This is a genomic window from Staphylococcus sp. GDY8P67P (assembly GCF_017892545.1).
Taxonomy (GTDB): Bacteria; Bacillota; Bacilli; order Staphylococcales; family Staphylococcaceae; genus Staphylococcus; species Staphylococcus ureilyticus.
In genome coordinates this window covers 20010-39201 of the sequence record NZ_JAESLH010000025.1, presented here as the reverse complement: position 1 = coordinate 39201, position 19192 = coordinate 20010, and the positions used below count along the sequence as shown (strand labels likewise).

21 protein-coding genes are annotated in these 19192 nt (G+C 33.8%); all 21 read left to right on the top strand.

The genetic code is table 11. The features are described 5' to 3' along the window. Positions 1-1079 precede the first annotated feature (1079 nt). The 21 genes from KA833_RS10305 (at position 1080) to KA833_RS10205 (ending at position 19098) form a co-directional block, all read left to right on the top strand. The gene (locus tag KA833_RS10305) at positions 1080-2423 is read left to right on the top strand and encodes an aminotransferase class I/II-fold pyridoxal phosphate-dependent enzyme (protein WP_070039618.1); all 1344 of its coding nucleotides are present in this window, start codon (positions 1080-1082) and stop codon (positions 2421-2423) included. Between the two features lies 1 nt (position 2424). Further along, positions 2425-3042: a dTMP kinase gene (tmk, locus tag KA833_RS10300; protein ID WP_046206572.1), complete on the top strand. Its 618-nt coding sequence runs from the start codon at positions 2425-2427 to the stop codon at positions 3040-3042. A 26-nt stretch (positions 3043-3068) separates the two neighbouring features. Continuing rightward, positions 3069-3398: a cyclic-di-AMP receptor gene (locus KA833_RS10295; protein WP_046206571.1), complete on the top strand. Its 330-nt coding sequence runs from the start codon at positions 3069-3071 to the stop codon at positions 3396-3398. A 125-nt stretch (positions 3399-3523) separates the two neighbouring features. After that, a complete protein-coding gene (locus KA833_RS10290) occupies positions 3524-4450 on the top strand; it encodes a DNA polymerase III subunit delta' C-terminal domain-containing protein (RefSeq protein WP_210127889.1) in 927 nt (308 codons plus the stop codon). A 2-nt stretch (positions 4451-4452) separates the two neighbouring features. Continuing rightward, positions 4453-5256 (top strand): PSP1 domain-containing protein, encoded by an 804-nt coding sequence (locus KA833_RS10285; protein ID WP_046206569.1) that lies wholly within the window; start codon positions 4453-4455, stop codon positions 5254-5256. A 15-nt stretch (positions 5257-5271) separates the two neighbouring features. Then, entirely contained in the window at positions 5272-5613 is a 342-nt protein-coding gene (yabA, locus tag KA833_RS10280; protein WP_046206568.1) for a DNA replication initiation control protein YabA, read from the top strand. Between the two features lie 109 nt (positions 5614-5722). Then, positions 5723-6448: a tRNA1(Val) (adenine(37)-N6)-methyltransferase gene (locus tag KA833_RS10275; protein WP_046206567.1), complete on the top strand. Its 726-nt coding sequence runs from the start codon at positions 5723-5725 to the stop codon at positions 6446-6448. Next, a complete protein-coding gene (locus KA833_RS10270; protein ID WP_046206566.1) occupies positions 6441-6689 on the top strand; it encodes a GIY-YIG nuclease family protein in 249 nt (82 codons plus the stop codon). Before KA833_RS10275 ends, KA833_RS10270 begins: the two co-directional genes overlap by 8 nt. A gap of 4 nt (positions 6690-6693) precedes the next feature. Continuing rightward, entirely contained in the window at positions 6694-7527 is an 834-nt protein-coding gene (gene rsmI / locus KA833_RS10265) for a 16S rRNA (cytidine(1402)-2'-O)-methyltransferase (RefSeq protein ID WP_070039624.1), read from the top strand. A 302-nt stretch (positions 7528-7829) separates the two neighbouring features. After that, the gene (metG, locus tag KA833_RS10260) at positions 7830-9803 is read left to right on the top strand and encodes a methionine--tRNA ligase (RefSeq protein ID WP_046206564.1); all 1974 of its coding nucleotides are present in this window, start codon (positions 7830-7832) and stop codon (positions 9801-9803) included. Positions 9804-9828: 25 nt separating this feature from the next. After that, positions 9829-10602, top strand: coding sequence for a TatD family hydrolase (locus tag KA833_RS10255; protein ID WP_046206563.1), 774 nt, complete (start codon positions 9829-9831; stop codon positions 10600-10602). Between the two features lie 132 nt (positions 10603-10734). Then, complete coding sequence (rnmV, locus tag KA833_RS10250) at positions 10735-11286, top strand: ribonuclease M5 (protein ID WP_046206562.1); 552 nt, start codon at positions 10735-10737, stop codon at positions 11284-11286. Between the two features lie 6 nt (positions 11287-11292). Next, complete coding sequence (gene rsmA, locus KA833_RS10245) at positions 11293-12177, top strand: 16S rRNA (adenine(1518)-N(6)/adenine(1519)-N(6))-dimethyltransferase RsmA (RefSeq protein ID WP_169926878.1); 885 nt, start codon at positions 11293-11295, stop codon at positions 12175-12177. Positions 12178-12275: 98 nt separating this feature from the next. Continuing rightward, complete coding sequence (gene veg / locus KA833_RS10240) at positions 12276-12539, top strand: biofilm formation stimulator Veg (protein WP_019467722.1); 264 nt, start codon at positions 12276-12278, stop codon at positions 12537-12539. Positions 12540-12887: 348 nt separating this feature from the next. Next, positions 12888-13736 carry a 4-(cytidine 5'-diphospho)-2-C-methyl-D-erythritol kinase gene (ispE, locus tag KA833_RS10235; RefSeq protein WP_046206560.1) on the top strand — a complete coding sequence of 283 codons (849 nt, stop codon included), beginning with the start codon at positions 12888-12890 and terminating at the stop codon, positions 13734-13736. An 18-nt stretch (positions 13737-13754) separates the two neighbouring features. Continuing rightward, a complete protein-coding gene (gene purR / locus KA833_RS10230) occupies positions 13755-14579 on the top strand; it encodes a pur operon repressor (protein WP_046206559.1) in 825 nt (274 codons plus the stop codon). A 17-nt stretch (positions 14580-14596) separates the two neighbouring features. Next, a complete protein-coding gene (locus KA833_RS10225) occupies positions 14597-14971 on the top strand; it encodes a RidA family protein (protein WP_046206558.1) in 375 nt (124 codons plus the stop codon). 70 nt (positions 14972-15041) lie between these two features. Beyond that, positions 15042-15350, top strand: a complete 309-nt coding sequence (spoVG, locus tag KA833_RS10220; RefSeq protein ID WP_019467718.1) for a septation regulator SpoVG — start codon at positions 15042-15044, stop codon at positions 15348-15350. 483 nt (positions 15351-15833) lie between these two features. Next, positions 15834-17189: a bifunctional UDP-N-acetylglucosamine diphosphorylase/glucosamine-1-phosphate N-acetyltransferase GlmU gene (glmU, locus tag KA833_RS10215; protein ID WP_064209948.1), complete on the top strand. Its 1356-nt coding sequence runs from the start codon at positions 15834-15836 to the stop codon at positions 17187-17189. A gap of 142 nt (positions 17190-17331) precedes the next feature. After that, the gene (locus tag KA833_RS10210; RefSeq protein WP_046206556.1) at positions 17332-18297 is read left to right on the top strand and encodes a ribose-phosphate diphosphokinase; all 966 of its coding nucleotides are present in this window, start codon (positions 17332-17334) and stop codon (positions 18295-18297) included. 141 nt (positions 18298-18438) lie between these two features. Beyond that, the gene (locus KA833_RS10205) at positions 18439-19098 is read left to right on the top strand and encodes a 50S ribosomal protein L25/general stress protein Ctc (protein ID WP_046206555.1); all 660 of its coding nucleotides are present in this window, start codon (positions 18439-18441) and stop codon (positions 19096-19098) included. The last annotated feature ends 94 nt before the right edge of the window (positions 19099-19192 follow it).

Below are 19192 nucleotides of genomic sequence, written 5' to 3'. Positions count from 1 at the left end.
AGTAGGACGTTGCCAGGCAATCAAGACCCGACAGGGTCTTTTTTTTACGTAACAGGAGCTTAACTTCCAGTTCGAAGAACTGTAAACTGACAAAAGAAAGCGTTTGAAGCTGACGAAGTAAACGAAAGACGAAACGAGCTTACAAGTGGTAAGTGAGTGAGGAAAGCGTGAAATTGAGGAAAGATGCGAACGCTTGCCTGAAGTCAGAAAAGCTGCTTAGCACCGATGGTAGCTGACTTACGTTCCGCAAGAGTAGGTAAAGAGGAATACATGAGCTAAAGCTCATGCATAAGTCACACTATTCCAATAACATATAAATTCATAAGATATATAAGTGTGAAAGGTAAAAATTAAAATTAAGAAGTGTGACTTTACAGGCAAGTAAATAGGATGCGATGAGCCGAGACCGAGAGGTCTCTTTTTTTTACATAAAAGGAGCTTAACTTCCCAGTTCGAAGAACTGCAAACTGACAAAAGAAAGCGTTTGAAGCTGACGAAGTAAACGAGAGACGAAACGAGCTTACAAGCGGTAAGTGAGTGAGGAAAGCGTGAAAAAGTAAAAGGAATGCATGAGCAAAAACTCATGCATAAGTACCGCTATCTCAATAAATGAGAGTGGTACTTTACGAACGCTTGCCTGAAGTCAGAAAAGCTGCTTAGCGCCGAAGGTAGCTGACTTACGTTCCGCAAGAGTAGGTAAAGAGGAATACATGAGCTAAAGCTCATGTATAAGCCACACTATTTCAATAACATATAAATGTATAAGATATATAAGTGTCAAACGTAAAAATTAAAATTAAGAAGTGTGGCTTTACAGGCAATCAAGACCCGAAAGGGTCTTTTTTGCATAAAAAGAATTTTAACAGAATGAGTTAAGTTCATGTATCAATATCATTAATTCATAAAGGCGTGATACTTTAAAACTATGGTTTTTAAGTGCACGCATTTTTTTATATTATTATGTTAAAATGTAGAAGATTACAACGTTATACTGTTTTATAAGGTAATGTTAATTTTATTATTTATATAGTGGAATTGTAATGAAACAAGAAATATTGAATTGAAAAGCGAGGATAAGCATGAGCAAATCGTTGTTACATAAATTGAAAGGACTATTAGCTGAAGAACCTATTTCATTACATGTACCTGGACATAAAAATATGACTATTGGGTACTTGAATCAATTGGATTTTAAAATGGATATGACAGAAATTACAGGACTTGATGACTTACATTCTCCTGAGTCAGTAATAGCTGAAAGCATGAAGAATGTTGACAAACACCCTGATTATGATGCTTATTATTTAGTGAATGGTACTACTTCAGGAATATTGTCAGTGATTCAAGCGTTTTCTTCAAAAAATGGTGAATATGCGATAGCGCGCAATGTACATAAGTCTGTATTTCATGCATTAGATTTAATAAAGGCAAAGGCACAATTATTAAAAATGGATATCAGTGACGCTACGAATCAATATCTAGGGCCTGACAAAACGTCATTATATGATCAAGTGAAAGATAGTAAACTAGCAGTGTTTACTTATCCTAATTATTATGGTGAATGTTTTGATATAAAAACTGTTACAGAACTTTTAAAAACTTTGAAAATACCAATGCTAATCGATGAAGCTCATGGTGCACATCTAGGATTTGAACATTTTCCAGAAACGGCATTGAACATGGGCGCGGATTATGTTGTGCAGTCATATCATAAAACACTGCCATCTCTAACGATGAGTTCAGTGATATTTATTCATAAAAAGGCACCTTGTCGAGAAGCAGTCATAAGATATTTATCCTATTTTCAATCTTCTAGTCCATCATATTTATTAATGAGTAGCCTAGAACTGGCACAAAAATTTTATGACGACTATCATAGCGAATACTTTTTTCAAAAGAGAGAACAATTGGTTCAACAATTGGAAAACAAAGGGTTCGAAATTGTTGAGGTTGATGACCCACTAAAACTAAATGTAAGATGCAGAGGGTATCATGGTTACGAATTACAATCATACTTTGAAGCACACCATATTTATGTTGAATTGGCTGATGACTTTCAAGTGTTAATGGTCTTGCCGTTGTGGCATGAAGGTGATCAATTCCCATTTGATGAATTACTATCAAGGATTGAAAAGGTTCAATTAGTAGAAAGACAGCACGATATAAATGTCAGCGTACCGTATAGAACGGGGAGTAGTATGTATTATGGTGGCGAAATACATAATGTGCGGAAAATAGACATTAAATATGCAGAAAATAAAATATTAGCTAATCACATTGTGCCGTATCCTCCTGGTATTCCAATAATGTTTAAAGGAGAAAAAATCACAGAAGATATGGTAAAATTAATGAATTATTGGTGTGAACAGCAACAAAGAGTAGAAGGAATAAAAAATTTTAAAATAGAAATTAAGGATGAATAAGATGTCAGCTTTTATAACTTTTGAGGGGCCAGAAGGTTCTGGAAAAACAACTGTAATACAACAAGTTGCAGAAAAACTCAAACATGAGTATAATATCGTACTTACAAGAGAGCCAGGAGGCGTGAAGACAGGAGAGCAAATAAGAGAAGTATTGTTAGAGGGAGAAGATATGGATGACCGTACTGAAGCATTATTATTTGCTGCATCAAGACGGGAACACCTCGTAGGTAAAGTTATTCCAGCATTAGATAATGATCATATTGTTCTATGTGATCGTTATATTGATAGTTCATTAGCATATCAAGGGTATGCAAGGGGTATAGGTATAGAAGAAGTTAAATCTATTAATGAATTTGCTATTAATGGATTATATCCAGACTTAACAATCTATCTAGATGTTAGTGTCGAAGTTGGTAGAGAGCGAATACTAAAAAATCAAAGAAATCAAAATCGATTAGATCAAGAAGATGTAAAATTTCATGAAAAAGTAGTTGAAGGTTATAAAAAGATTATTCATAATGAGTCTGAGCGCTTTATTGTAATTAATGCGGATCAAAGTATAGATAAAGTAGTGAATGCTACGTATGAATCTATCACCAATTATTTAGAAAAATTATGATATAATATTCAAAAGAGGTGTTTAGTATGAAAATGATTATAGCAATCGTACAAGATCAGGATAGTCAGGAACTTTCAGACAAACTTGTTAAACATAATTTTAGAGCGACAAAACTTGCAACAACAGGTGGATTTTTAAGAGCGGGCAATACAACTTTCTTATCAGGTGTAGAAGATAATCGTGTCGATGAAATGCTACAGGTTATTAATGATACTTGTGGAAATAGAGAACAACTTGTATCGCCGATTACCCCGATGGGTGGAAGTGCTGATTCATATATACCTTATCCAGTTGAAGTGGAAGTTGGCGGAGCAACGGTATTTGTTATGCCAGTAGAAGCTTTCCATCAATTCTAAAAACATGGTTGCTGTATATGGTAACTTTTCGACTTACATGTTGCTATTTGATTAGTTAATGCTAAATGTAATTCGTAAAGGCACTATGTATTAGCAGCCTTTTTATATAAAGGAGCAACATTAACATGGATGAACTAGAAAGACTGACAAAAGCATATCAATCTAATAAATTATCGCATGCATATTTATTTGAAGGTGACGATGGACAGACAATGCAACAAGTTGCGATTGATTTTTCTAAAATGATTTTATGTGGTGGAGAGGATCAATGTCAGTTAAAAGTAGAAACATTTAATCATCCAGATTTTATGTATGTGTCTTCTGAGGAAACAACTATTAAAAAAGATCAAATAGAGCAATTAGTGCATCATATGAATCAATTACCTATTGAAGGAAATTATAAAGTCTATATTATAGAATCCTTTGAAAAATTAACCATTCAAGGTGAAAATAGTATACTAAAATTTCTTGAAGAGCCTCCAGATAATACCACTGCCATTTTATTAACTACAAAACCAGAGCAAATTTTAGATACGATACACTCAAGATGCCAACATGTTTATTTTAAACCAATTAATAAATTGAATTTTATAGATAGATTAGTTGAGCGAGAAATCACTCGACCTGTTGCGGAATTGTTAAGTGCCTATACAACACAGATAGAGACTGCAGTTGCGTTAAACGAAGACTCAGATTTAATGGCTTTGCGCAAAAGTATCATCAAATGGTGTCAGTTAATATTAAAAAACCGTTCAATGGCATTAATAGCAGTTGTCGATTTATTAAAACAAGCTAAAAACAGACGTTTACAGTTATTATCGTTGGCAGCAGTTAACAGTTTCTTTGAAGATATTATGCATGCTAAAGTAGGATTAGAAGAAGCAATGATATTCCAAGATTTACAGGTTGAAATTAAACAATACGCACAAGATTTATCATATAATCAGATTGTTTTAATGTTTGATCAGTTAACAGAAGCACATAAAAAATTAAATCAAAATGTAAATCCAACATTAGTATTTGAACAAATCGTCATAAAAGGGGTGAAATAATTATGCAAAATGTAGTAGGCATACACTTTCAACACTCAGGCAAAATGGAATATTATGCACCGCAAAATTTTGACTTAGGCTTGGGCGACTGGGTTGTCGTCGAATCAAAGCGAGGATTAGAAGTTGGACGAGTGAAGTATGAACCATTAAATGTAGCTGATGAAGATGTAGCGTTGCCATTAAAACAGATTGTTCGTAAGGCTACTGAAAAAGATATTATGCAATATGAACAAAATGAATATGATGCTAAAGATGCTTTGAATTTGTGCAAAGATATCATTCAACAACAGGATTTAGATATGCGCCTAGTGAATTGTGAATTTACTTTAGATAAATCGAAAGTTATTTTTAATTTCACATCAGATGAGCGTGTAGATTTTAGAAAGTTAGTGAAGGTTTTAGCTCAAAAGCTGAGAACAAGAATAGAATTAAGACAAATTGGCGTTAGAGATGAAGCGAAATTATTAGGGGGCATTGGACCTTGTGGTCGCTCGTTATGTTGCTCTACTTTTTTAGGGGATTTTGAACCAGTTTCGATAAAAATGGCTAAAGATCAGAATTTATCGCTAAATCCTTCAAAGATTTCTGGTGCTTGTGGCCGTCTTATGTGCTGTTTAAAATATGAAAATGACTATTATGAAGAAGCGAGAGCTCAGTTACCAGATGTTGGAGATGTCATTGAAACACCAGAAGGTAATGGTAAAGTTGTGGGCTTGAATATTTTAGATATCTCTATGCAAGTTAAAGTAGAGGGTCTTGAGCAACCATTAGAATATAAAATGGAAGAATTAGAAACATTAAAGTAGGAGGCCGTGACAACATTGAATCGAAGCGACATATTTGAAAATCTAGCTCATTTAGAGGAAAACATTAATCAAATTAATCGTGACATGTTAAATTTAAAAAATCTTACAGTAGAATTAATTGAAGAAAATGTCGCCTTACAAATCGAAAATGAGAATTTAAAAACATTAATAGATAAAGAAGAAAAAACTAAGAAAATAGAAAACGGTAAAAAAGATCAACCTAAACGCCCATTACGTAGCAAAGATAATTTAGCAATGTTATATAAAGAAGGTTTTCATATATGCAACGGAGAGCTATTTGGTAAACATAGAAAAGGCGACGACTGTTTGTTTTGTCTTGAAGTACTAAGTGAATAGTATCAATGTTTTTCATACAAATAAAAAATATGGAGTTGAGGATGAGAAAAGCGATAGGCTTCATTAGCGAAGCATCGTAGGCTCATCCTCTTTTTTGGAGGTTACAAAAATGTTATTGCAAAATGAAAGGTATGATTTTTTACTAAAAGAGAAATTAGAAATTATACAAAATGATGATGTCTTTTCATTTTCAACGGATGCTTTGTTACTCGCGCATTTTACAAAAATAAAGAAAAAGGACGTTATTATGGATTTATGTTCCGGTAATGGCGTTATTCCTTTACTGTTATCTCATAAAGGTAATCAGTTTATTGAAGGTATCGAAATACAAGAACAATTAGTGCACATGGCGAAAAGAAGTATTGTTCATAATCATCTAACCGATAGAATTCATATGTATCATATGGATTTGAAGCAAGCACATCATACGTTTAAACCAGCACAGTATAGTCTTGTTACATGCAATCCGCCTTATTTTAAAGTCAATCAACAATTTCAACATCAAAAAGATGCACATAAAATAGCTAGACATGAGATAATGTGTACATTGGATGATTGTTGTTTTGAAGCACGACACTTATTGAAAGAAGGCGGAAGATTTTTAATTGTGCATCGTGCTGACCGTCTTATGGATGTCTTAAGCAGTATGAGACATTATCGCATAGAACCTAAAAAGCTTTATTTTATTTATAGTAAGCCGGGTAAAGTAGCACAAACAATTGTAGTTGAAGGACGAAAAGGTGGTAACCAAGGGTTAGACATACAGCAACCATTCTATATTTATAATGAAGATGGAACATATTCAGAAGAAATGAGAGAAATCTATTATGGATAAGCATTATATATATATCGTTAGATGTAAAGATGGAAGTTTATATACAGGTTATGCAAAAGATATAGAACAAAGAATAGCAAAACATAATAGCGGTCAAGGTGCTAAATATACTAAAATAAGACGGCCGGTAGAGTTAGTTTATCAAGAAATGTTTAATACTAAATCAGAAGCTTTGAAGCGGGAATATGAAATCAAAACATTTACCAGAGAGAAAAAATTACAGTTGATAAGTGAGGGGTAGAAGTATGGCGACATTGTATTTAGTAGGCACACCGATTGGAAATTTAGCTGATATTACATATAGAGCAGTTGATATATTACGTACAGTAGACTTGATTGCATGTGAAGATACACGAGTGACAAAAAAGCTTTGTGCACATTATGATATACATGCACCGTTGAAATCCTATCACGACCATAATAAAGCGCAGCAGACAGAATATTTAATCCAACAATTACAGGAAGGGATTGATATTGCGTTAGTGTCAGATGCTGGCCTACCTTTGATAAGTGATCCTGGATACGAACTTGTTGTAGCTGCAAGAAATAATGGAATCAGAGTTGAGACTGTACCGGGACCAAATGCTGGCTTGACTGCATTAATGGCAAGTGGATTACCTTCATTTACATACACATTTCTTGGATTTTTACCAAGGAAAGAAAAGGCAAAATATGATTTGTTAGAACAACGCATGTTTCAAGATAGTACATTGATTATTTATGAATCACCGCACCGTGTTAAAGATACATTAAAGGCAATTTATAAAATAGATGCGCAACGAAATGTGTCAATAGGTAGGGAATTAACAAAAAAATTCGAAGAAATTATCACGGACAAAGTTGAAAAATTACTAATGAAACTAGATGAAGGCGACATACTTACAAAAGGTGAATTTGTCATCATCATTGAAGGGGACATTGCAGTAGAAGATACGTCTTGGTTTGAAGATATGTCGATACATGAACACGTTGAGCACTACATTAATAAAAATATGAAACCTAAAGCAGCGATTAAACAAGTTGCTGAAGAAAGACAAATGAAGACAAGTGAAGTATATGATATATATCACAATGTATAAAATTAGGCTAACAAATTTCAGCGTTAAAAAGAAAATAGAAGAATAGATTTTTTGAAATTTTATCAATAAAATCAAGTGAAAAATTCCCATAACAAGCTTGATTTATGGTAATGTAGATAAGATAGAGATTATTTATCGTGTTGTAAAATGAGTGGAAATAGACGAGGGACAAATACTTAATTTTATACTACATCAAACGTATTAAAATGATTAATAAATATAAAATGAACACTTATCTGCTTCATTGAAAATAAAAATAAATTTAGATATATTTAAAGTGAGAGAAACGAGGAGGAACATTGATGGCGAAAGAAACATTTTATATCACTACACCTATATATTATCCGAGTGGGAATTTACATATCGGTCATGCATATACAACTACAGCTGGTGATGTCATCGCACGTTATAAAAGAATGCAAGGCTATGATGTTCGATATTTAACAGGAACGGATGAACATGGTCAAAAAATACAAGAAAAAGCGCAAAAAGCAGGGAAATCAGAATTGGATTATTTAGATGAAATGATTTCAGGCATCAAAGCGTTATGGAAAAAATTAGAGATATCCAATGATGACTTTATTCGTACAACAGAAGCACGTCACAAAGAAGTTGTACAACAAATATTTGAACGCTTATTGGCGCAAGGTGACATATATCTTGGTGAATACGAGGGTTGGTATTCTGTACCGGATGAAACGTATTATACTGAAACACAACTTGTTGATCCTGTATATGAGAACGGTGCAATTGTCGGAGGTAAAAGCCCTGATTCTGGACACGAAGTAGAATTGGTAAAAGAAGAAAGCTATTTCTTTAATTTATCTAAATATACTGATCGCTTATTAGAATTTTATGATGAAAATCCTGATTTTATTCAACCACCATCTCGTAAAAATGAGATGATTAATAATTTCATCAAACCAGGATTAGAAGATTTAGCAGTATCTCGTACATCGTTCGATTGGGGAATCCATGTTCAATCGAATCCGAAACATGTGGTTTATGTATGGATTGATGCACTAGTAAACTATATTTCATCACTTGGCTACTTATCAGATGATGATAGCTTGTTTAAAAAATATTGGCCTGCAGACATTCATATTATGGCGAAAGAAATTGTTAGATTCCATTCTATCATTTGGCCGATTTTATTGATGGCTTTAGACATTCCATTACCTAAAAAGGTCTTTGCTCATGGATGGATTTTAATGAAAGATGGCAAGATGAGTAAATCAAAAGGAAACGTAGTAGATCCTAATGTGTTGATTGATCGTTATGGCTTAGATGCAACACGCTATTATTTAATGCGTGAGTTACCATTTGGTTCTGATGGTGTATTTACGCCAGAAGGATTCGTAGAACGCACAAATTATGATCTGGCGAATGATTTAGGTAACCTAGTTAACCGTACCATTTCAATGGTTAATAAATACTTTAATGGCGAACTACCAGCTTATGAAGGTCCTAAGCACGAACTCGATGAAGAAATGGAACAATTGGCGCTTGATACTGTGAAAACATTCCATGAAAATATGGATAATTTGCAATTCTCAGTAGCGCTTTCAACAATATGGAAATTTATAAGTAGAACGAATAAATATATTGATGAAACTACGCCTTGGATTCTAGCGAAAGATGAGAACCAGAAAGAAATGCTCGGTAATGTTATGGCTCATTTAGTAGAAAATATTCGTATCATTGCAGTGTTATTAAGACCATTCTTAACAAATGCACCAAGACAAATTTTTGAACAGCTAAATATCAATTCACCTGAATTATATGAATTTAGCAGTATTAAACAATATGGTGCATTAACCGAGCCAATTATGGTAAGTAGTAAGCCACAACCTATTTTCCCACGCTTAGAAAGTGATGCTGAAATAGAATATATTAAGCAATCTATGCAACCAGATAAGGTGGAAGAAGCGAAAGCAGAAGTACCTAGTAAATCACAAATTGATATCAAAGATTTTGATAAAGTAGAAATCAAAGCAGCAACGATTATTGATGCTGAGAATGTAAAAAAATCTGACAAATTATTAAAAATCCAAGTTGATTTAGATAATGAACAACGTCAAATTGTTTCAGGTATTGCCAAGTTCTATCAACCCGAAGATATTATCGGCAAAAAAGTTGCGGTAGTTACCAACTTGAAGCCAGCTAAATTAATGGGACGAAAATCAGAAGGTATGATTTTATCTGCTGAAAAAGATGGTGTACTTACACTGGTAAGTCTTCCGAATGCAATTCCAAATGGTGCAGTAATTAAGTAATCATAGATAAAGGGAGCGATTTAATATGCTAATCGATACACATGTTCATTTAAATGCAGAACAATACGATGAAGATTTAGAAGCGGTTATTGAGCGTGCAAGAGATAATGGCGTAGATCGTATGTTTGTAGTAGGCTTTGATACACCAACCGTTGAACGTACGATGGAGTTAATAGATCAATATGACTTTATATACGGTATTATTGGATGGCACCCTGTAGATGCTATTGATTGCACAGAAGAAAGATTGGCATGGATAGAAAAGTTGGCAGCACATCCTAAAGTTATTGGAATTGGTGAAACTGGCTTAGATTATCATTGGGATAAGTCTCCAAAAGATGTCCAACAAGCCCTTTTTAGAAAGCAAATTGCACTAGCTAAGCGTGTGAATTTACCAATTATTATTCATAATAGAGAGGCGACACAAGACTGTGTGGATATTTTAAAAGAAGAGCATGCAGAAGAAATCGGCGGTATTATGCATAGTTTTAGTGCTTCTCCTGAGATTGCTGACGATGTCATTAATAAATTGAATTTCTATGTATCATTAGGAGGCCCTGTTACATTTAAAAATGCAAAACAGCCTAAAGAAGTTGCTAAACATGTACCATTCGATAGATTATTAGTTGAAACAGATGCACCGTTCCTATCGCCACATCCTTATAGAGGGAAGCGAAATGAACCAGCACGTGTAACTTTAGTAGCTGAGCAAATTGCTGAGTTACGTGAAGTTAGCTATGAAGACGTTTGTCGTCAAACGACTGAGAACGCTGAACGTTTGTTTAAATTAAAAGCATAAAGATATTATTTTAAAGGTATCGGTCTGAAATATGGCTTAGTTGGTCTAGTGAATACTAAGAGTAACCATAATTTATGCCGATACCTTTTTAATTTTTCTAAAATGAAGTAAAAACGAAAGGTGTCACAATAAATGAAGATAAATGAATTTATTGTAGTAGAGGGCAGAGATGATACAGAGCGGGTCAAAAGCGCTGTGGATTGCGACACAATTGAAACAAATGGAAGTGCAATTGACGAAAAAACTTTAAATGTGATTGCACAAGCATATGAAACTCGAGGTGTCATTGTTCTAACAGACCCTGATTTCCCAGGTGATAAAATTCGTAATACGATAAAAAAATATATTCCAGGGGTTAAACACGCTTATATTGATCGAGAAAAAGCTAAAAGTAAACGTGGTAAAATAGGTGTCGAACATGCGAAAATTGAAGACATAAAAGAAGCTTTGATTTATGTAAGTACACCATTCGAAGAGGGGCATGAAAGTATCAGTAAGGAAGTTCTGATTGATCTTGGATTAATAATTGGTAAAGACGCGCGTAGAAAAAGAGAAATTTTAGGAAGAAAACTTCATATCGGTCATTCTAACGGCAAACAACTACTTAACAAGTTAAATGCTTTTGGTTATACAGAAGAAGATGTTAGAAATGCCTTGAAAGATAATAAAGGAAGTGAAAAATAATTGGATATGAAAGATATTGCCACACCATCGCGAACAAAGGCACTTTTAAATCATTATGGTTTTAGTTTCAAAAAAAGTTTAGGACAAAACTTTTTAATCGATGTCAACATTATTCATAATATTATTGATGCCAGTCACATAGATGAACGAACAGGTGTTATTGAAGTAGGACCGGGCATGGGATCATTGACAGAACAATTAGCTAAAAGTGCAAAAAAAGTGATTGCATTTGAAATTGATCAACGCTTAATACCAGTATTGAATGAAACAATGGCACCATATAACAATGTTACAGTAATCAATGAAGATATATTGAAAGCGGATATTGCGCATTATGTGACACATGAACTAGCAGATTGTGACCAAATTTTAGTTGTTGCTAACTTACCATATTATATAACTACACCTATTTTATTAAACTTAATGCAACAAAAATTACCGATTGATGGTTATGTGGTTATGATGCAAAAAGAAGTTGGTGAGCGATTAAACGCCGAAGTAGGCACGAAAGCTTATGGCTCCCTTTCTATAGTCGCACAGTTTTATACAGAAACGAGCAAAGTGCTGACTGTGCCCAAAACGGTATTTTTACCACCACCAAACGTAGATTCAATCGTTGTGAAATTAATGAAACGTGATCAACCACTTGTCGATGTAGACGATGAAGATAAGTTTTTCAAAATGTCAAAAGCCGCATTCGGACAAAGAAGAAAAACCATTAACAATAATTATCAAAGTTTGTTTGTGGATGGAAAAGCAAATAAAGAAATCATTGTGAATTGGTTGGAAGCCAGTGGCATTAACCCTAAAAGACGGGGAGAAACACTTTCTATAAAAGAATTTGCAAAATTATATAATGAATTGAAAAATTTCCCAGAATTAGCATTTTAAATGATTGACAACTGCGTTTCACCTTGCTAAAATTGATGTTTATTTGACAAAATCGCGCTAAATGTGTTATTATACAACTTGTAGCGAGGTGGAGCAATATGCCAAAATCTATTGGAGACATCAAAAATTCACTTGATTGTCAATTAGGAAACCGTATTGTACTGAAAGCGAATGGTGGTCGTAAAAAAACAATTGAGCGTAGCGGTGTTTTAAAAGAAACGTACCCATCCGTTTTTATTGTTGAACTAGACCAAGATATTCATAATTTTGAGCGTGTATCATATACATACACTGACGTTTTAACAGAAAACGTACAAGTTTCTTTTGAAGATGATAATCATCAAGAAGCAATTGCACACTAAATAGCAGTAATATAAATTGAAATTTTGGTTAAAGCAACCATATTTTTATTTAAGACATTAATAATGAGATTGATTAGTAAAAGGTATGTTGGTGAATAATCATCAATATACCTTTTTCTTTTTGAAATAATATAAAGCGCATCAGAATTAAGGAGATATAGTTTTGTTACGTCAAAATATTAATGTAAAATAAGGAATTAACCGCTTATTTTATATGTCAGATTAATTTAAGTCATAAGTAAGGTAAATTGGATAAATAACTTATAAATTTAAAAAAAAGAATAACGCAAGTATAACAATATGTTAAAATCATTTTATTACCATATCGAATTGAAAGAGGGTGGGAATATGATTTATGAGACTGCGCCAGCAAAAATAAATTTAACGTTGGACACACTCTTCAAAAGAGATGATGGTTTTCATGAAGTTGAAATGATTATGACAACGATTGATCTTAATGATCGTTTATCTTTTGAACTGCGAAAAGATAAAAAAATAGTTGTAGACGTAGAGCAAAGTTATGTTCCCTCCGATAATAAAAATTTGGCCTACAAAGCAGCAGCGTTAATGAAAGAAACTTATAATTTACAGCAAGGTGTGACGATTACGATAGATAAAGATATCCCAGTTTCAGCTGGCCTTGCAGGTGGATCGACAGACGCCGCTGCAACATTGAGAGGAATGAATCGACTATATAAGTTAAATAGACCTTTAGAAGAACTATGTGAGTTAGGAATACAAATAGGCACGGATATTCCTTTTTGTATATATGGGAAAACTGCTTTTTGTAGAGGAAAAGGTGAGTTAATTGGGTTTATGAACAAACCACCGTCGGCATGGGTTATTGTTGCCAAGCCAGATATAGGCATTTCCTCCCCAGATATTTTTAAAAAGCTAGATTTAACTCAAGAACATGAGGTTTATACTGAAACTTGTAAAGAAGCATTGGATACAGGGAATTATGAATTATTATGTAATAGTCTTTCAAACAGATTGGAACCTATCTCTGGAGAAATGTATTCAGAAATCTATAAAATTAAAGAAAATATGCTTGAAAATGGAGCAGATGGTGCTGTAATGAGTGGGAGTGGTCCAACCGTATATGGATTAACGCAAAAAGAACGACAAGCTAGGCATGTATATAATGCAGTCAATGGTTGTTGTAATGAAGTCTATATTGCAAGATTATTAGGTTAGTGAGAAGGGATGAAGAAAATGCGCTATAAAAGAAGTGAACGTATTGTTTTTATGACACAATACTTGATGAATAACCCCAATAAATTAATACCTTTAACGTTTTTTGTACAAAAATTTAAGCAAGCAAAATCATCCATCAGTGAAGATGTACAAATTATTAAGTCTACTTTTCAAAAAGAAAAGTTGGGCACAGTAATAACGACCGCTGGAGCTAGTGGTGGCGTTACATATAAGCCACAGATGAGTAAAGCAGAAGCAAGTGAAGTCGTAGATGAAGTTATCGAACTTCTGCAAGAAAAAGATAGACTGTTACCAGGTGGTTATTTATTCTTATCAGATTTAATGGGGAACCCAACTTTATTGAATAAGGTGGGGAAATTAATTGCAACGCTTTATATGGATCAAGAGTTAGATGCGGTTGTAACTATTGCTACAAAAGGTATCTCATTAGCCAATGCAGTAGCTAATGTATTGAATTTACCAGTGGTAGTGATAAGGAAAGATAATAAAGTAACCGAAGGTTCTACGGTTTCGATAAATTATGTATCAGGTTCTACTAGAAAGATAGAAACGATGGTATTATCTAAGCGTACATTACCAGAAAACTCTAATGTCCTCGTTGTGGATGATTTTATGCGTGCAGGTGGTTCTATTAACGGTGTAATGAATTTAATGAATGAGTTTAAAGCACATGTTAAAGGGGTATCCGTATTAGTAGAATCAAAAGAAGTTAAGCAAAGATTAATTGAAGATTATACTTCCTTAGTTAGATTGTCTGATGTAGATGAATACAATCAGGAATTTAAAGTGGAAAATGGCAACAGTTTAACTAAATTTACTTAAAGGAGCGGATCAACATCATGAAAGTAGTCAACACATCAAAAGCACCGGAAGCATTGGGGCCATACTCACATGCAACGGTCATTAACGGACTTGTGTTTACATCAGGACAAATCCCATTAAATTTAGATGGTGAAATTGTTAGTGATGATGTGAAAGCACAAACGAAACAAGTCTTAGAAAATGTAAAAGTTGTATTAGATGAAGCTGGATCGGATATAGATTCAGTAATCAAAGCAACAATATTCATTGCTGATATGAATGAATTTCAAAATATAAATGAAGTTTATGGTGAATATTTTGCGAAACATCAACCGGCAAGAAGTTGTGTCGAAGTCGCAAGATTACCTAAAGATGTAAAAGTTGAAATTGAAGTAATCGCAGAAGTGAAGTAATTTAAGGGATTTATAATTTTTAATGAAATTGTTAAGCTTCTAACAAAGAGATACTAGGGGGGCTCACTACATGAAAGTGACAGATGTAAGACTTAGAAAAATACAAACAGATGGAAGAATGAAAGCTTTAGTTTCAATAACTCTAGATGAATCATTTGTGGTACATGATTTAAGAGTGATTGAAGGCAACTCAGGTCTATTCGTCGCAATGCCAAGTAAAAGAACACCAGATGGTGAATTTCGTGATATCGCGCATCCAATTAATTCAGAAATGAGACAAGAAATTCAAGATGCGGTTATGAAAGTTTATGACGAAACGGATGAAGTTATCCCTGATAAAAATGCTCAATCATCAGAAGAAACAAATGATGAAGCTTAATATAAAAGATGAATCAAATTAAAAAGGGCTTGGGACATAGATCTCAATCTTAATATAAAAAAGACCAATTCGTATGCTAACGGATTGGTCTTTTTGTGTCTTACTCAAAAATAAGAATATAAAGAATTGAAATAAATTATTATAATGAAAAGGTGACAAAAATATATTTTTTTGTTTTCAAATAAATCAAAAACTATTCTAAATAATTACAAGTTATTTTAATAATTGAAAAACTGACATTTAAATTAGTAACGGTGTGACATCTAAAATATATAATTTTTCACAAAGTATGAAATCAGTTTGTGAAAAACATTTTGTGATGATTTGTGTCAGTCAAAGATGACAATTATGAATATGTGAAGTTGATAGAAAATAACTTGAATTGTTTCCATTGTATAACATTAGGGTTTTGAGCCTTGAAAGTGGTACTAGCGTTAAATTATAATAATATAGAAGTGTATAATTTAATGGAGGGTTACACACATGCAAAGACATGCAATAGTACTTGCAGCTGGAAAAGGTACACGTATGAAATCTAAGAAATACAAAGTACTACATGAGGTTGCGGGCAAATCAATGATTGAACATGTCGTTGATAACGTTAAACAATCTGGAGTAGAAAATCTTGTGACCATTGTTGGCCACGGTGCAGAAAGCGTGAAAGAAACGTTAGGAGATACATCATTATATAGTTTCCAAGACGAACAACTCGGTACTGCACATGCTGTTGAAATGGCAAGTGAGCACTTGAAAGACGAACAAGGTACAACATTAGTGGTTTGTGGTGATACGCCATTAATAACTGGAGAGACACTTAAATCATTATTAGAACATCATGAGCGCAATCAAGCTGATGCAACAGTTTTATCAGCGACGACGAGTAATCCATATGGTTATGGTCGTATTGTGAGAGATGGCAATGATCATTTAGTTAAGATTGTAGAGCAGAAAGATGCAACAGCAGATGAACAACAAATCAATGAAATTAGCTCAGGTATTTTTGCATTTGATAATAAATTACTTTTTGAAAAATTGAAATTGGTAAAAAATGATAATGTCCAAGCTGAATATTATTTACCTGACGTTTTATCTCTTATTTTACAAGCACAAGGAACGGTTGAAATATATCGTACAGATAATTTTGAAGAAATAATGGGGGTCAACGATCGTCTAATGTTAAGTGAGGCAGAGGCAGCTTATAGAAAACGTATCAATGACTTCCATATGAGAAACGGTGTAACACTTATCGATCCTGCTACTACATATATAGGTGCAGATGTAAAAATCGCCATGGATGTTACAATTGAAGCAAATGTGAAATTAGCTGGTAGTTGTGAAATTGGCGAAGATACCATTGTTGGCCAAAACACAGAAATTCTTAATAGTAAAATAGGTTCAAACGTTACAATTAAGCAATCGGTGATTAACGAATCAGTTGTAGGTGACAATACTACAATTGGACCGTTTGCTCAATTACGTCCTGGGGCAGACTTAGGTGAAAATGTTAAAGTTGGAAACTTTGTAGAAGTTAAGAAATCAGTCGTGAAAACAGGTGCTAAATTACCGCATTTAAGTTATATTGGTGATGCAGAAATTGGTGAACGTACGAATGTAGGTTGTGGTTCTATCACAGTAAACTATGATGGTAAGCATAAATCAAAAACAATCATCGGCAATGATTCATTTATAGGTTGTAACACCAACTTAGTAGCACCAGTTACTTTAGGTGATAGATCATTTATAGCTGCAGGTTCTACCATTACTGATAACGTGCCACATGATAGTTTAGCATTAGCAAGAGCGAGACAAACAACTAAAGAAGGTTATTTGAAAAAATAGACACGATTAGATTATGATTCTAATCACATAAATATAATGTAGATCTAAGTAAGACCTCAATCGACATTTTGTAGATTAATGAAATAAATATAACTTTGTCTATGAACGAAACTAATTGAATGAATTAATTGGAGGACTATAAATGTTAAACAATGAGTATAAGAATTCTGCTTTGAAAATATTCTCTTTAAAAGGTAATGAGCCCTTAGCCCAAGAAGTAGCAGATAATGTTGGAATCGAGCTAGGAAAATGTTCTGTAAAACGTTTTAGCGATGGAGAAATTCAAATTAATATTGAAGAAAGTATTCGTGGTTGTGACGTATTTATTATTCAACCTACTTCTAATCCAGTAAACTTACATTTAATGGAATTATTAATTATGATTGATGCTTGCAAACGTGCTTCAGCAGCCAATATTAATATCGTAGTGCCATACTATGGGTACGCACGTCAAGATAGAAAAGCGCGCAGCCGTGAACCAATCACAGCAAAATTAGTTGCAAACTTAATCGAAACTGCTGGCGCAGATCGCATGATTGCCTTAGATTTGCATGCACCACAAATCCAAGGGTTCTTCAATATGCCAATAGATCACTTGATGGGTGTTCCGATTTTAGCAGAATACTTCCAAAATGATACAGACATTGACCCAGAGGAATGTGTTGTAGTTTCTCCAGACCACGGTGGTGTAACGAGAGCACGCAAACTTGCAGATATTCTTAAAACACCAATTGCAATCATAGATAAACGACGTCCTAAACCTAATGTGGCTGAAGTAATGAATATTGTTGGTGAAATTGAAGGTCGCACAGCGATAATTATCGACGATATCATCGATACAGCCGGTACGATTACATTAGCAGCTCAAGCGCTCAAAGATAAAGGAGCAAAAGATGTTTATGCATGTTGTACACACCCTGTCTTATCAGGCCCAGCTAAAGAACGTATTGAAAATTCAGCGATTAAAGAGCTAGTCGTTACAAATTCAATTCAATTAGATGAAAATCGTAAACCAGCCAATACTAAAGAACTGTCAGTTGCAGGTTTATTAGCACAAGCTATTGTGCGCGTATATGAAAGAGAATCTGTTAGTGTACTATTTGACTAATTAATGCAATAGTTGTATAATTATTCCGTTCGTGATTTCAATTCACGATTAAATAAACACTTGCAAGCAACATTATGTTGATGGGCAAGTGAGGGGTTCTTATTATGATAATAAGAACAAAAAATGAAAGGTGGAAATAATATGGCTTCATTAAAGTCAATTATTCGTCAAGGTAAACAAACACGTTCAGACCTTAAAACACTAAGAAAAATTGGTAAAGTACCTGCAATCGTCTATGGTTATGGTACAAAAAATACTTCAGTAAAAGTTGATGAAGTAGAATTTATCAAAGTGATTCGTGAAGTTGGACGTAACGGTGTTATCGAATTAGGCGTAGGTTCTAAAACAATTAAAGTAATGGTTTCAGACTATCAATTCGATCCACTTAAAAACCAAATTACTCACATTGACTTCTTAGCGATCAATATGAGTGAAGAACGTACAGTTGAAGTACCAGTTCAACTTACTGGTGAAGCAGTAGGAGCTAAAGAAGGTGGCGTTGTTGAACAACCATTATTCGACCTTGAAGTAACTGCAACACCGGATAATATTCCTGAATCTATCGAAATTGACATCAGCGAATTAGATGTTAACGATAGCTATTCAGTGGCAGACATTAAAGTTTCAGGTGATTTCACAATTGAAAATGACCCTGAAGAGTCTGTAGTAACAGTAGTTCCTCCAACTGAAGAACCTACTGAAGAAGAAATCGAAGCTATGGAAGGCGAATCAGAAACTGAAGAGCCTGAAGTTGTTGGTGAAGATAAAGAAGACGACGAAGAAGAAAAAGAAGAAGAGTAATTTCTTCGATTCCTTTTTCAAACACACGATTTCAATAAGAAAAATGATTTTAAAAAGCACCATGCTTAATTCGTTAAGCTGGTGTTTTTTTATG